The sequence below is a fragment of the Sphingomonas sp. genome (assembly GCF_051962185.1).
GTDB lineage: Bacteria > Pseudomonadota > Alphaproteobacteria > Sphingomonadales > Sphingomonadaceae > Sphingomonas.
In genome coordinates this window covers 1-13,369 of record NZ_JBQCCN010000306.1, presented here as the reverse complement: position 1 = coordinate 13,369, position 13,369 = coordinate 1, and the positions used below count along the sequence as shown (strand labels likewise).

12 protein-coding genes are annotated in these 13,369 nt (G+C 67.3%); 5 read left to right on the top strand and 7 right to left on the bottom strand.

Annotated features, from left to right (window positions below; all coding sequences use genetic code 11):
• Nucleotides 1-393, bottom strand: a 393-nt coding sequence (locus ACTHJR_RS18745; protein ID WP_440524944.1) for a TolC family protein, incomplete at its 3' end; no start/stop codon positions are given.
• 185 nt (nt 394-578) lie between these two features.
• On the opposite strand from ACTHJR_RS18745, the gene ACTHJR_RS18740 reads away from it, so the two are divergent.
• Nucleotides 579-1,802 (top strand): HlyD family secretion protein, encoded by a 1,224-nt coding sequence (locus tag ACTHJR_RS18740; RefSeq protein WP_440524943.1) that lies wholly within the window; start codon nt 579-581, stop codon nt 1,800-1,802.
• 2 nt (nt 1,803-1,804) lie between these two features.
• Nucleotides 1,805-3,922, top strand: a complete 2,118-nt coding sequence (locus ACTHJR_RS18735) for a peptidase domain-containing ABC transporter (RefSeq protein WP_440524942.1) — start codon at nt 1,805-1,807, stop codon at nt 3,920-3,922.
• A 3-nt stretch (nt 3,923-3,925) separates the two neighbouring features.
• On the opposite strand, the gene ACTHJR_RS18730 is transcribed toward ACTHJR_RS18735, so the two are convergent.
• Nucleotides 3,926-4,855: a hypothetical protein gene (locus ACTHJR_RS18730; protein WP_440524941.1), complete on the bottom strand. Its 930-nt coding sequence runs from the start codon at nt 4,853-4,855 to the stop codon at nt 3,926-3,928.
• A gap of 109 nt (nt 4,856-4,964) precedes the next feature.
• Nucleotides 4,965-5,150 carry a hypothetical protein gene (locus ACTHJR_RS18725; protein WP_440524940.1) on the bottom strand — a complete coding sequence of 62 codons (186 nt, stop codon included), beginning with the start codon at nt 5,148-5,150 and terminating at the stop codon, nt 4,965-4,967.
• A gap of 412 nt (nt 5,151-5,562) precedes the next feature.
• Between ACTHJR_RS18725 and ACTHJR_RS18720 the strand changes: the two genes are divergently transcribed.
• A complete protein-coding gene (locus ACTHJR_RS18720; RefSeq protein ID WP_440524939.1) occupies nt 5,563-6,789 on the top strand; it encodes a nucleotidyltransferase family protein in 1,227 nt (408 codons plus the stop codon).
• Here the strand turns inward: ACTHJR_RS18720 and ACTHJR_RS18715 are convergent.
• Genes ACTHJR_RS18715 through ACTHJR_RS18700 form a run of 4 tightly spaced genes read right to left on the bottom strand, consistent with a single transcriptional unit; the run spans nt 6,763 to nt 11,270 of the window.
• Nucleotides 6,763-8,292, bottom strand: a complete 1,530-nt coding sequence (locus tag ACTHJR_RS18715) for a B12-binding domain-containing radical SAM protein (protein WP_440524938.1) — start codon at nt 8,290-8,292, stop codon at nt 6,763-6,765. The two genes, ACTHJR_RS18720 and ACTHJR_RS18715, sit on opposite strands and share 27 nt — an antisense overlap.
• Nucleotides 8,289-9,080 carry a class I SAM-dependent methyltransferase gene (locus ACTHJR_RS18710; protein ID WP_440524937.1) on the bottom strand — a complete coding sequence of 264 codons (792 nt, stop codon included), beginning with the start codon at nt 9,078-9,080 and terminating at the stop codon, nt 8,289-8,291. The genes ACTHJR_RS18715 and ACTHJR_RS18710 overlap by 4 nt, the downstream gene beginning before the upstream one ends.
• Nucleotides 9,077-9,877 (bottom strand): class I SAM-dependent methyltransferase, encoded by an 801-nt coding sequence (locus ACTHJR_RS18705; protein ID WP_440524936.1) that lies wholly within the window; start codon nt 9,875-9,877, stop codon nt 9,077-9,079. The genes ACTHJR_RS18710 and ACTHJR_RS18705 overlap by 4 nt, the downstream gene beginning before the upstream one ends.
• Before the next feature lie 4 nt (nt 9,878-9,881).
• Nucleotides 9,882-11,270 carry a B12-binding domain-containing radical SAM protein gene (locus ACTHJR_RS18700; RefSeq protein WP_440524935.1) on the bottom strand — a complete coding sequence of 463 codons (1,389 nt, stop codon included), beginning with the start codon at nt 11,268-11,270 and terminating at the stop codon, nt 9,882-9,884.
• Between the two features lie 54 nt (nt 11,271-11,324).
• On the opposite strand from ACTHJR_RS18700, the gene ACTHJR_RS18695 reads away from it, so the two are divergent.
• Nucleotides 11,325-12,215 carry a hypothetical protein gene (locus ACTHJR_RS18695; protein ID WP_440524934.1) on the top strand — a complete coding sequence of 297 codons (891 nt, stop codon included), beginning with the start codon at nt 11,325-11,327 and terminating at the stop codon, nt 12,213-12,215.
• Nucleotides 12,215-13,324 (top strand): glycosyltransferase family 4 protein, encoded by a 1,110-nt coding sequence (locus tag ACTHJR_RS18690; protein ID WP_440524933.1) that lies wholly within the window; start codon nt 12,215-12,217, stop codon nt 13,322-13,324. Before ACTHJR_RS18695 ends, ACTHJR_RS18690 begins: the two co-directional genes overlap by 1 nt.
• Nucleotides 13,325-13,369 lie beyond the last annotated feature (45 nt).

The window sequence follows — 13,369 nt, the reverse complement described above, 5'->3', positions numbered from 1 at the left end:
CTCGACATCGTTGTGGCTCGCCGTCACGCGCGCGGCGGCGGCCCGCTTCTTGGCGCTTTCCTGCCCGAACAGGTCGGGCGAAATGGTGACGTCGACGCTCACGGCGCTGCCCGAGAAGTCGAACGCCTTGGTCAGATAATTAGTGGCGCTTGGGGTGGCGCCGGCAGTGACCAGCGGCAGCGTCGACTTGCGCGCGATGCGCAGCAACGCGACCGCCTGATCGAGCCGCGCCCGCGCGCCGGCGAGGTCGGCGTTGTTCGCCTTCCCCTCCGCGATGAGCTTTTCGAGCGGCGGCGCGCCGAGCAGGATGCCCAGCGACCAGCGCGCTGTGGTCGCGGCGGGCACCGGCTCGCGCCAGTCGTCCGACAGGACCGACGGCGGCACCGCGAGCATCGGTTTTGGCGCGCATCCGGCCATCGGCGCAACTATAACGAAGGTTAATACCGCCCGCTTCTTCATCCGGCCGCTGTAAATCGCCCGTCTTAAAGTCACGTTTAAATGCGGTGTCCGGCGGTTAACCGGCTATTAGTCGGACATCGCTAGGCCTGCGGTACGTAATCAGGATAGCGAAACCGCGCGTGACGGAAGCACTGTTCCGACAGGAAGTGATCGAGGAGGGCAGGCAGCGCCTCGCGGGAACGGTGATGGTCGCAGCGCCGCCGTCGGCGCGCATCTATACGATCATCATTTCGACCGTCGCGGTCTGCCTGCTGCTGGCGCTGACCTTCGGCAGCTATGCCAGCACGGCGAGCGTGCGCGGCGTGGTCGCCTATGACAACGGCGTCGCGCGCGTCTATCCGCGCACCGCCGGCGAGGTTCGCGAAATTTACGTGCGCCCCGGCCAGCACGTCTCCGCCGGCCAGCAATTGCTGCGGCTGTCGCTGGCGCAGGGCGAGCGTGGCTTGTCGGCGCAGCTCGACGAACTCGACAAGCAGATCACCGAGATCGATCGACAGCTCTCGCTGGCGACCGCCAGCGAAAAATCGTCATCGGGCGCGATATCCGAACAACGATCGGTCATGACCCAGACGATCACGTCGCTGCAACGCCAGCAAGTGATCGCCGAAGCCCAGGTCAAGCTGGCGCAGTCGGCTGTCGACCGCAACGTGCGCCTGGCGAAACAGGGCGCCGGGACACAGCGGCAGGTCGAGGACGCCCGGGCGGACCTGTTGGCCAAGCGCGGCGAGGCGGAGGTGCTCGGCGAGCGCATCATCACCGCGCGCGGTACCGTCGCCGACCTGACGGCGAAATTGTCGCAAGGCGGCCTCGATGCCGGAAAGGCGCGATCGCAACTGCTGGCGCAACGCGCGGCGCTGGCCAACCAGCGCGACGAAATCCAGCGATCCGACAACATCGTCCTCACCGCGCCGGTCGACGGCGAGGTCGGTGACCTGACCGTGGAGATCGGCCGGCACGTCACCGCGGACCAGTCGGTCGTCAGCGTCCTGCCCAAGGCGAGCTCGATGGAAGTCTGGCTGTACGCGCCGTCACGGGCGATCGGCTTCGCCAAGCCGGGACAGCGCGTCCGGCTGCGGTTCGACGCCTTTCCGTTCGAGAAATACGGCTCGGGTGGCGGCGTCGTGCGCGAAATCTCTCCCGTCGCGGTCGATCCGGCGACGGTCGATCCCTCGCTCGAGATCAAGGAGCCGGTGTTCCGGGTCCGCGTGGCGCTGACCTCGACGATTCCGGCGGCGCAAGCCACCGTGCGGCCGGGCATGAGCCTGTCGGCCGATCTGGTCCTGGCGCGGCGGCCGCTCTGGGCGCTGCTGTTCGGACCGCTGGTCGGGAAGATGGGGCCATGAGCATGAACTGGACGGGGAGCGGTCGGGTCCAGCCGATCCTGCAGACCGAGGCCGCCGAATGCGGGCTGGCGTCGCTCGCCATGGTGGCGCGCGCTTATGGCCACAAGGTCGACCTGCCCGGCCTGCGCCGGCTCTATCCGACGTCGATCAAGGGCGCGACGCTCGAGCAACTGATGGCGATCGCGTCGAACCTGGAGCTCGCGCCGCGTGCGGTGCGGCTCGACCTCGACGAACTCGGCCAGCTGCAGATGCCGGCGGTGCTGCATTGGGACCTCAATCACTTCGTCGTGATCGAGTCGGTGCGCAACGGCAAGGCGGTCATTCTCGATCCGGCGCAGGGGCGCAAGATCATGCCGCTGGCGACGGTCGGCAAGCATTTCACCGGCGTCGCGCTCGAGCTCTCGCCGACCGCGGCGTTCAAGCCGATCGTCGCGCAGACCAGGACGCGGCTGACCGACCTATGGAGCCGGTTGATCAATTACCGCAGCACGTTCGCGCGGATCCTCGCTTTGTCGCTGGTCCTTCAGCTGACCGGGCTGCTCACCCCGTTCTACATCCAGATCGTCATCGACGACGCGATCGCCCAGGCCGATTCCAACCTGCTGTTCCTGCTGATGATCGGGTTCGGCGCGGTCTATATCCTCAACGGCATCACCCGTGCGCTGCGCGACTGGGTATTGCTGACCGTCGGCCAGTCGCTGTCGTTCCATATGGGCGGCAATGTCGTTCGCCACCTTATCCGTTTGCCGCTTGGCTTTTTCGAACGGCGCCACGTCGGCGACATCATGTCGCGGATCGGGTCGATCTCGCCGATCCAGTCGCTGCTCACCCGTGGCCTGGTCAGCGTGCTGATCGACTCGATGCTCGTCGCGACCACGCTGATTGTCATGCTGATGATCAGCCCGGTGCTGGCGGGAGTCGTCGTCGTCAGCACGCTCGCCTATCTCGCCCTGTCCCAATTGCTCTACCCGGGCCTGCGCATGCGGTCGCAGGAAGAGATCATCGCGCGGGCCAACGAGGACACCTATCTGCTCGAAACCATCCGCGCCGTCCGCGCGGTCAAGATCCACGGCCACGAGGCGCAGCGCGAAAGCGGCTGGCGCAATCGCTATGCGGAAGTGATTTCGGCATCCTATCGCACCCGCTTGTACGAGATCGGCATCGATCTCGGCGAAAACTTGCTGTTCGGCCTGTCGTTCGTGCTGTGCGTCTATCTCGGGGGCCTGCGCGTGCTGGAAGGCGGCCTCACGGTCGGCACCCTGCTCGCCTTCCTGTCCTATCGCAGCAGTTTCGCGAGCAGCGCTTCCGCGCTGGTCCAGCAATTCCAGAAGTGGCGATTGCTCGGCGTCCATCTCGAACGCCTGTCCGACATCGTCACCGAGCAGAAGGAAGAGTTCCCGGCGCATCAACGGCGTGGCTTGCTGACCGGCCCGGCGATCCGTCTGGAGGACCTCAACTTCGCCTATGACGCCGGCGAAGCGCCGATCCTGGCGCGCGCCAACCTGACGATCCCGGCCGGCTCGTTCGTCGCGGTGATCGGGCCGAGCGGGTCGGGCAAGACCACGCTGATGCGCCTGCTCCTGGGGCTGATGCAGCCCAATTCGGGTAAGATCCTGATCGACGAGATTCCGCTGTCGCCGGCCACCATGTCGGCGTGGCGCGGGCGCGTCGCCGCCGTGCTGCAGGACGATTGCCTGCTGACCGGCACGATCGCCGACAATATCTCGTTCTTCACACCGCATGCGCGCGACCAGGATATCGAGCAGGTCGCCAAGCTCGCCCAGATCCATGACGACATCATGCGCATGCCGATGGGTTATCAAAGCCTGATCGGCGACATGGGCGCGGCACTGTCCTCGGGCCAGCGCCAGCGGATCATGCTGGCACGCGCGCTCTATCGCGATCCCGACGTGCTGTTCCTCGATGAGGGCACGGCCAACCTCGACCCCGAAACCGAGATCCGCATCGCCGACATGGTCACCTCGCTGCCGATCACCCGCGTGGTGATCGCGCATCGCCCGGCGCTGATCGAGCGCGCCGACTATGTCGTGCGGATCGCCGGCGGCCAGGCGGTGATGGAGTCGCGCCGCAAGGATCTGCTGGCGGCACCGGCGGAGTGACGCTCAGAGCAGCGTCGCGCTGCCCGAGCGGACCTTGATCTCCACTTCGACCTGGCTGTCGATCCGCCGCACCTTGAGCGACTTGGCGATCCGCGGGTCGAAGAAGTCCCTGAGCAACGGGGGCCGCTTGGCGGCGAAATAGAATTCCGGATCGTCCATGATGTCGGACGTCGCGGTCAGCCGGAGCTCGTCCTTGCGGGTCACGTCCTCGATCACGCAATAAGCGTATTTCATCCCGGCGTTGCGCAGCGAATAAGCGCGGTGATAGCCGTTCTGAAGCAGCACGCGGCTACCGCTGCGGATCCCGCTCAGAAAATTCGAGCCGAACCCGACCGGCAGCCCCAGCATCGCGAACATCGGCCCCGCGCAATCGTAATCGACCAGTTGCTCTGGACGCAGCAGCACGGTGTCGTGTGCGCGGAAATCGGTCGAGGGCGACGTGAACAGATAGCGGCCGCCGCTAAGGCGCTGGACGGTGACCTGCGGCAGCGCGCGTTCGCGCGGCAGGCAGAAATTGAACAAGGCTTCGGGCGACGGTTTGGCGCCGAGCTTCTGCGCCCGGCCGAAGGTGACGCCGCGCTCGACATGGATCTGCGACACGACGAGCTTGTCGAGTTCCACCTTGCAGATCGTATAAGGCAGGTTGTCGAACGAGCGGCGGAACCAGGGATTGGCTTCCAGCTCGGCACACAGGGGCTGCAGCGCTTTCTCGACCGGTCGGACCTGGATGCGATCGGCGATCCCCGCCTCGCCTTGTTCGAGCTCGTAATAATGATCGTTGGCGGCGCGCCATTCGTCGACCAGCACGCGCGGATCGACCGCGTCACCGCCGATCACCTTGTGCTTCACGAAGTCCAGATAATCGGTCAGCTGCGGCTGCCCTAGCAGCCAGATCAGCTCGAGATCGGTGGCGCTCGCGGCGGCCTTATCCATGTCTCGACGCATCACATGCATAAACCGGCTCCTGCTTCAGTCGGACCGAAGTATATAGGAGCCGGCTTGCGAACTTCTAAACGGCGGGCCTACGCGGCCCGCCCTCAAGTCAGCAATAACGCTGCGACTTGTGCGACTTCGACTTGTTCGACTTCGACTTGTGCGACTTCGACTTGTGCGACTTCGACTTCTTGGACTTGCTGCCGTTGCCACCGCCGCACGACGGCGGGGTGTAGCAGCCACGGCCGCCAGCGCCATAGACATGGTTCAGTTCGTCAAAACGAAGATCACGCATTTTGTTAACTCCCTTTGTCCCACCGGCCGTTGCCGTGTCATTTTTCTATGCCCCTATGGTGCCGAAATCGCTGATTAATTTTCGCGCGCACTGTCCAATTATGTAACGCTTTTTAACTATACTGGTTTAGCATTACGGGAAGGCGCGGCAGCTGTCCGAACGACGCAACGTCGATCAAGCTACGGTGATCTCTGTATAATTCGGCCGCGGGGAAGATAATTCTCACCGTAATCATATCAGTTATTCGGTCATGTATATCTAAAGTTACAGACGAAGAACGCGACAATATCGGGGCCCGGCATTGAGCTTGCCAGCGACTCACCGGACGAGCTTCCACGCGAATTGACGTAGCGATCGTTGCGGCGCAATTGACAGTGAACGTCGCCGCCTGACTGCGACACCAACCTCGCAGATGACCGAGCAGGGCGCGATCGATCCCGAAGAGATAGCCAAGCGCCTGCGACGGGCGGCCGCACGCGGCAATCCAGCCTGGTTGTGGCCCGATATCGACATCGAACGGCGAGCCAGGGCGATGAGCGCAATCGCACGGGCGACACAGGGCGTTCTCGTCGACGGTTGCGCGACGATCGAGGGCGACGCAGCGGCGATCGGAGTGGCCGCTTATGTGTCCGGCATGGGGCCCTTGCTAGGATGGTGGGCCGCGGACGGACGCCTTGCCGCGGATGAGGCGATCACCGCGGCGTTGCGCGAGCATTGGCGGCATAATCGCGACCGCGCCGGGCGCTTGCGGCGTGCCTGTGCGGCGATCACCGGTGCGCTGACTGCGGCCGGGGTTCCCACCGTGGTGCTCAAGGGTCTCGACACCGAAAGCGCCTATTTTCCAGCGCTCGGGACGCGGCCGGCGTCCGATATCGACCTGCTGGTGAGCCCAGAGCAGGTCACGACCGCGGAAAGGATCCTGTGGTCGCGCGGATTGATCCCTACGTCGCGCGGGCGGCTCGAAAGCACCTGGCACGAAGGCGGCGCCCCGGCCCAGCCCAACTCGCTGTACCTCGTCCATCGCGACGATCCCTGGACGGTCGACCTCCATCATTCGCTCGACATAGAGGTCGCCCCGGGCGCGCCGGTCGCGAGGCTCGATATCGGGCGACCGATGGCGACGTCGCGGCGCTGGGGCGATCCGCCGACCGGATACGCGCTCGACCAGCCGCTGCTCGCGCTCCATCTGGCGGTGCATGCCGGGCATGGCCTGCACAACCTGACGCTGGTGCGGCTTGTCGAACTGGTCCTGGTCATCCGCCGCGACTCCGCGTCGGGGCGCTTGTCCTGGCTCGAATTCGACGCGATCGCGGTCGCTTGCGACGCGCTCGGTTATGCCTATCCCGCGCTCGCCTTCGCCGAACAACTCGCTCCCGGCACGGTCCCGCCCGGGGCGCTGGCCGCCTGCGCGCGCGCCGCGCCGCGCCGCGTGGTCGAGGTCGTCCGGCGCCTGACGCCCGCCACGGCGCAACGGCTCGGCCGGCTATCGCTCGCCGAGCATTTCATGTGGACGCGAGGGCCACGCGGCTGGGGAAAACAGCTCGCCGCCGACCTGATCCCGCACAAATCGCTCCGCCGCAGCCTCGAAATCTATCGCGCGCGCGGCTGGCAATTACTCGGCGGCCTGCGCCTCCCCTGACTTGGCCGACGGCCGCAAATGACCGTAGAGCTGGTTGTCGTCGGGGATGATCCGCGCGAGCTTGCGGATGCGGCGCAGCAAATGGGGATCGGCATAGTCCTCCCGCGCCCAGCGCCGCCACGCGGCGACCTGGCCCAATGCCTTTCCCCAGCCGCGCGTGCGGCGGTCGTGGACCGAGGGGAAGCGGCTCTTGAGCACGAGTTCGAAATCGTCGACCCGCGCCTTCAGCCGCGGCTCCAGCCAGGGCGTGTGCGGGTTCTCATGCGTCATCCACGCCACCCATTCGGGCTCGATCCATTCCTCCAGCGTCCCTGGCGTGCCGGCGAGCGGGTCGACATTGCCATAAGTATCACGGCGCTGCGGCGTCGGCGTGTAGAAATAGCTGATCAATTCCATCGCCGGGTTGATGCTTTTCAGACGGCGGATGAAGGCGAGCGTGTTCTCGATCTCGCGCTCGGGCTCGTCGGGATCGCCGAACACGAAGGAGAATTCGGGGACGATGCCGTGCTCGCGGCACTTGGCGGCGGTCAGCGCGATCTGATGGGTGGTCGTGCCCTTGTTCATTTTCTTGAGAATCGCATCCGATCCGGACTCGGCACCGCAGAACACCATGGTCAGCCCGGCCCCCTTCAGCCGCCGCCAGGTGTCGTCGGAAAAGCGGGTCAGCGTGTCGACCCGTGCCTCGCACCACCAGCGCAACCCGAGCGGTGCGAAAGCATCGGCGATCTCGCGCGCATGCGGTTCGTTGAGGAAGAAATTGTTGTCGTAGAAGTGGACCGAATCCATCCCATGGGTTCGCGCGAGGAAGCCGAGATGCTCGGCGGTGCGCGCCGGCGCCTGGACCTTCTCGCGCCGCCCGAACACCGAGATCACGCCGCAGAAATTGCACCCGAACGGACAGCCGATCGACGCCTGATAGACTCCCGATCTGCGCCCGAGGAAGGTCGGGTGAAGATATTGGGCGACGTCGACCTTGTGATAGGGCGGCGCGGGCAGATCGTCGGGGCCGAGCCAGACGCGCTCGGGCGCCTTGAAATGGCTGCCGTCCGCCTCCCGAAAAGCGATGCCGGCGATCGTCTTCGGATCGCGCTTGCCCTCGATCGCCTCGAGCAACTCGGCGAAGCTGTTCTCGCCCTGCCCGCGGATCACCCAATCGACATAAGGCGCATTGAGCACCGGCTCGGGATAGAGGCTGCCGAAATTGCCGCCCCAGATGATCGGGATCGCGGGGAAACGCTGTTTGAGCGCCTTCGACAGCGGCACCGCGCTGACCAGTTGCGGCCCGGGCATGACCGTCAGCGCGATCGCGGTGACCGGGTCGTCGGTGCCGGCACGACTCTCGACCCAATCGCAGATCACGCCGAAGATATTGATATGCGGCAGATTGCCATCGACGATCTCCCAGTTGCGATGCGCGGGAAGCCCGGCGCCGACCGCCATCAGCGACAGCGGGAAGCGGCGGTTGTCGGGGCGCGTGGCGCGCGGGTTGACCAGCAGGATCATGGCCGCTCGGCGACCCACAAATCGAACCGCGATGGGCGCCGCGTCCGGGCGATCGCGGCGCGGAACGGGCGCAGTTCATGAGCGAGCGGGTAGCGCACGCGGATCCGACGCCAGGCGAGGTCGGATGCCGCCGCCAATCGCTCCGGCGTGAGAAACTCGACGAAGGGCAAGGCGAGCAAGGTATCGGCCCGCGTGCCGAATCGGTCGCCGGCCTGCGCCCGCTTCTCCGCGACCATCGCCAATCCATCCCGCTCGCGCGAGTAGAAGGGGGAATCGAGGATCACGACCCGCCCGCCCGGTCGCGTGACGCGCGCGGCCTCGGCCAGGGTCGCCGGCAGGTCGGTGGCATAATGCAGCGCGGCGTTGAACACGGCGACGTCGACGCTCGCCGCGCCGAGCGGGATCGCGTCGAACGAGGCGGTGATGCGATCGATCCCGCCCGGCGCGCGCGCGACGAACGGCGCCGCCGCGCCCAGCCCGTCGACCGCGTCGTCGCGGATATCGAGTGCAATGGCGTGATGCCCCTCGAGCGTGGCCCGATAGCTCAGCCAGCCATTGCCCGCGCCGAGGTCGAGCATGGTCAGCGCGCCATGCGTGGCGGCGAACGGGCGGACGACGCGCGCCATGAATGCCTCGAAACTCCGCGCACGCACCGCCCATTGCGCGGCGAACGGGCCTTGGCGGAGATAGGGCAGGCTGAGCAGCGCGTCGCCGGCATAACCCCTGCCTTCGGCCGCGCGATGCTCGGCATAATCGGCCGCGAATTGCGCCAGTGCCGCCTCGCTCACGCCGCCGCCTCCGTGCGCACGAAGCGGTAGAGGACATGGTCGCCGAACACCGGCAGCGGCCGGCCGAGCGCATCGTCCAGGGCATCGAGCAGCGCCAGCAGATGCGGGTGGCGCGAGATCCACGGCTCGGCGGCGCTCGGCGGCACGAACACGCCGATCCCCTGGCGGTCCGCCGGCGCGAACCATGGTGCGAATGCCGCCACCAGATCGCGGCGACGATGATAGGTCACGGTGAAATCGTGCCCATTGAGCCGCGCCGGAACCATGCCTTTGGCGGCGCGCCGGAACATATTGCGCGGCCGCCCGCGCAGCGCCTCGACCAGCATCTCCCCCGGGCAACAGGTTCCGAACAGCACCAGCATGGCCGAGGCGCCGGGGCGAAGCAGTCGCGCCAGCCCACGCCCCACCGGCGTGAGATCGCTCACGCAATTGAGGCCGGCGAAGGTCGACCAGGCGCCGTCGAACATCCCCTTGATCGCGGCCAGGTCTTCGGCCGGCGCGACCTGCGCCGCGAGCGCTGGACGCCCGGCGAATTTGGCCGAGGCGACCCGCACCATCGCCGGCGACGGGTCGGTCATCAGCACCCGATGCCCGCGTCCCGCCATCCAAAAGGCGTCGTCCCCAGTTCCGCCGCCGAGCTCGATCAGTCGCGAGCGCGGCGCGAAGGTCGCTGCCAGCGCCTCGCGCACCGCGCGGCGTTGCGCGGCGACGCTCAACCACGGCGTGAAGCGGGCATCGAACCCGTCGGCGATCGAATCGAACGCCAAAGCGGCGGGCGACAGCTCGTTCGCGGGCATCGCCTCAAGACCCGACGGCGAGGCGGAACGGGCTCGGCGAGCGATGGTCGTGAGTCTGCTCCTCGAGCCGCGCCCAGGCCAGATCGTCGCGCTCGCCGGTCTCGACCTCGCGATGCAGCAGATCGCGCACCTTGCGGTAGAAGGCGGTGTCGTAGGTACCTTGGAACAGCATCGCGAGATCGCCGGTGTCCTTCCAGTTGCGCTGGCGGCCGAGCTGGGCGCGGACCTGTTCGTAGAAATCGGTGCCGGGCAGCGGATAGGCGACCGACACGCCGATCTCGTCGGGCGCCTCGTCGCGGATCAGGTCACGCGTCGCGATCAGATCGTCCCAGCTTTCCGACGGATAGCCGAGCTGGATGAACCAGCAGGCCTTGATGCCATGCGCCTTGAGTGTCCGCGTCGCGCTGCGTGCCGCATCGACAGTGCTGCCCTTGTCCATCGCGTCTAGGATCGCCTGCGACCCCGATTCCACCCCCAGCCACACGTCGCGCGCGCCGGCTTCCGCCAGTGCCGCGACGCTGCGCTCGGTCATCAGATTGACCCTCGATTGCATGGTGAAGGGGATCGCCGCGTCGGCGCGCCGTACTTCGTCGGCGAAGGCGCAGGTCCAGTCGACATCGAGCCCCAATATGTCGTCGGTGAACCACAAATGCTCCGGCGCGACCTCGCGCTTCAGCCGCGCCATCTCACGCACCACATCCTCGGGCGAGCGCACCGTGTAGCGGCGGCCGAAGGTCGGCTTCGCGCACCAATTGCAGGCATAGGGACAGCCGCGCGAGGTCGCGATGTTCCACGACAGCGCGCCGTGCGCCCCGGTCCAGGCGGCGCGATAGGCGGCGATGTCGAGCAAATCCCAGGCCGGATGCGGCAAGGCATCCAGGTCCTGCTGCGCGCGCCGCGGCCGGGTGGCGCCGAGGTCGGGGAGGATCAGCCCAGGTATCCGCGCGAGCTCGCCCGCCCCGCTTTCCCAATGGTCGACCAGCTCGAGCAACGCGCTTTCGCCTTCGCCCAGCACCACCGCATCGGCGCCGGCGCACAAATACATGGCGGGATTGTCGCTGACGTCCGGCCCGTTGGCGGCGACTCGGCACCCGCGGATGGCAGCCGCGCGGATCATCGCCAATGCGGTTTCGCGGCGCACCGTGGTGCACATCTTGGTCAGGAAGTTGAAATTGTCCTCCATGACCACGACGACGTGCGGCCGGATGGCGTCGAGCATCGCCTCGAACGCGTCGAGCCCAGGCGCGAAGGTGGCATCGAACAGCGCGACCTCATGTCCCGCACGCCGCACCAGCGCCGCCGCGATCAGCGTCGACAGCGGCGAATAGGGCCGCATCTTGGCCTGTTGCTTCGCGTCATGAACCAGGAAGTTGGAATGGGAGAACAAAATCACGCGGCATGCGCCTTTCGGCCGGCGCCGCGATGACGGATGCGAACAGGGGACGGAATGGTGCGGGACGCGGCCGGGCAATGCCAGTTGATGCTGTTTGGCATTCCGACCCTGGTCATCGCCGATGATCCCCACTTGCTCGCGACCGCTCGGGCGGCCGTCGCCGACTGGCTGGTCGAGCCGTCGATCCCCGAGCCTGAGATCATCCTCCGCCTCGTTCGCGACGACACGCCCGCCGACAAGGTAAGTCCGGCGATCCGCGTCGAAGGTTCACGCCTGACGATCGCGGGCGGCGGAATCGCGGGGGCGGCGGACGCGACGAACGGGGAAGCGCGCTGTCTGGTCCCCGTGCGGCTGATCGACGCCCCCCGCGCGCTCGCCGAGGAGGTGCTCGACACGCTGCTGCTGTTCATCGCCACACGGCGCGGACGCGTGCCGATCCACGCCGCCGGCGTGATGATCGGCGGGACGGCGATCCTGCTCGCAGGCGCGAGTGGATCGGGCAAGAGCACGCTGGCGCTGGCGGCGATGCGGCGCGAGTTGCCAATACTGTCGGACGACACGGTTTATGTCGACAGCGCGGCGGGCTTGCGGATCTGGGGTTTTCCGCGGCCGATCCATGTCTTGCCGGCCGATGCTCCCGCGGGCGCGCAAGATGTTCGCTTGCGCGGCGGCAAGCGCAAGCATGCCATCACCACAACGGCTGGTCCGCGCCAAGCTGATCGCGCGGCGCTGGTCGTCCTCTCCCGCGGCGATCCTCTGTCGCTCGATCCCATCACGCCGGCCGACGCGGTTGCGGCGCTGTCGCAGCTCGAGCCAGGCTTCGACCTGTTGTGCGCGGAATCGGCGGCGGCGGTCGCGGCACTGGCAGCGCCGGGAGCGTGGCGATTACAGCTGACACGCGATCCCGATGCGGCGATCGACCTGCTCCAGGCGAGGTTCGGCTGATGCGCGTCGCCCAGGTCAACATCGTCCGCCCGCGCACGCGGATCGACCCCGAGCGCCTGCTCGCCGACTGGCCGACGCTCCCCGCGATCGCAGCGGCGGCGCAGCGTGCCGGGGCGGAAGTGACCGTGGTCCAGTCGTTCCATCGCGACGCCGAATTCGTCGCCGACGGCGTCCGTTACCGGTTCGTCGCCGAACCTGCGCTGCCGGGTCGCGCGACGGGACTGCGACCGGGCCGGCTGGCGCGCGCCGTGGCCGATGGCGCCCCCCAGATCCTCCACGTCAACGGGCTCGACTTCGCGCGCCATATGGCGGCGCTGCGACGGCTCCGCCTCCCTGTCCTGGTCCAGGACCATGCCAGCCGCGCCGGCGCGGGCGGTGCTCCGCGGCGGCGCGCGCTGGCCGGCGTCGCCGGGATCGCATTCACTGCGACCGATCAAGCGGGACCGTTCGTTGCCGCTGGCGAACTCGCGCCCGACATCCCGGTTTTCGCCGTTCCCGAAAGCTCGACCGCGTTTTCGCCTGGCGACCAGACCGCGGCGCGTGCGCGCTGCGGCATGCACGGCGATCCGGCGGTGCTGTGGGTCGGGCGGCTCGATCCCAACAAGGACCCGCTGACGATGCTGGACGCGATCGAGATCGCCGCGCGCCGGCTCCCGGCGCTGCATTTCTGGTGCTGCTTCCACGACCAGCCGCTGTTGCCCGCGGTCTTGGCGCGGATCGCCGGCTCACCCTCGCTCGCCGAACGTGTCCATCTGCTCGGACGCGTCGCGCACGCCGAGATCGAGACGCTGCTCAACGCCGCCGATGTCTTCCTGCTCGGCAGCCACCGCGAGGGGTCGGGCTATGCGTTGATCGAGGCGCTGGCCTGCGGTGCGACCCCGATCGTCAGCGACATCGCCCCGTTCCGTGCGATCGCCGGGCCGGTCGGCGCGCTGGTCCCGGTGGGCGATGCCGCCGCCTTCGCCGCCGCGATGGTCGAGCTCGCGCCCCGCGATCGCATGGCCTTACGGCGCCAGGCGATCGAGCATTTCCGCCGCGAACTGTCGTTCGACCGCGTCGGCGCGCGGCTCTGCGCGATCTATGCCGAATTGATCGGGGCCGGCCGATGAAGATCGCCATCGTCGTTCCCGGTGGCGTCGACCGGTCGGGCACGC

Excerpts from the sequence above, each read along its gene's own strand:
- ACTHJR_RS18735 (WP_440524942.1), top strand. The coding sequence starts at position 1,805 with ATGAACTGGACGGGGAGCGGTCGGGTCCAGCCGATCCTGCAGACCGAG.
- ACTHJR_RS18730 (WP_440524941.1), bottom strand. The coding sequence starts at position 4,855 with ATGGATAAGGCCGCCGCGAGCGCCACCGATCTCGAGCTGATCTGGCTG.
- ACTHJR_RS18725 (WP_440524940.1), bottom strand. The coding sequence starts at position 5,150 with ATGCGTGATCTTCGTTTTGACGAACTGAACCATGTCTATGGCGCTGGC.
- ACTHJR_RS18720 (WP_440524939.1), top strand. The coding sequence starts at position 5,563 with ATGACCGAGCAGGGCGCGATCGATCCCGAAGAGATAGCCAAGCGCCTG.
- ACTHJR_RS18715 (WP_440524938.1), bottom strand. The coding sequence starts at position 8,292 with ATGATCCTGCTGGTCAACCCGCGCGCCACGCGCCCCGACAACCGCCGC.
- ACTHJR_RS18705 (WP_440524936.1), bottom strand. The coding sequence starts at position 9,877 with ATGCCCGCGAACGAGCTGTCGCCCGCCGCTTTGGCGTTCGATTCGATC.
- ACTHJR_RS18695 (WP_440524934.1), top strand. The coding sequence starts at position 11,325 with ATGGTGCGGGACGCGGCCGGGCAATGCCAGTTGATGCTGTTTGGCATT.
- ACTHJR_RS18690 (WP_440524933.1), top strand. The coding sequence starts at position 12,215 with ATGCGCGTCGCCCAGGTCAACATCGTCCGCCCGCGCACGCGGATCGAC.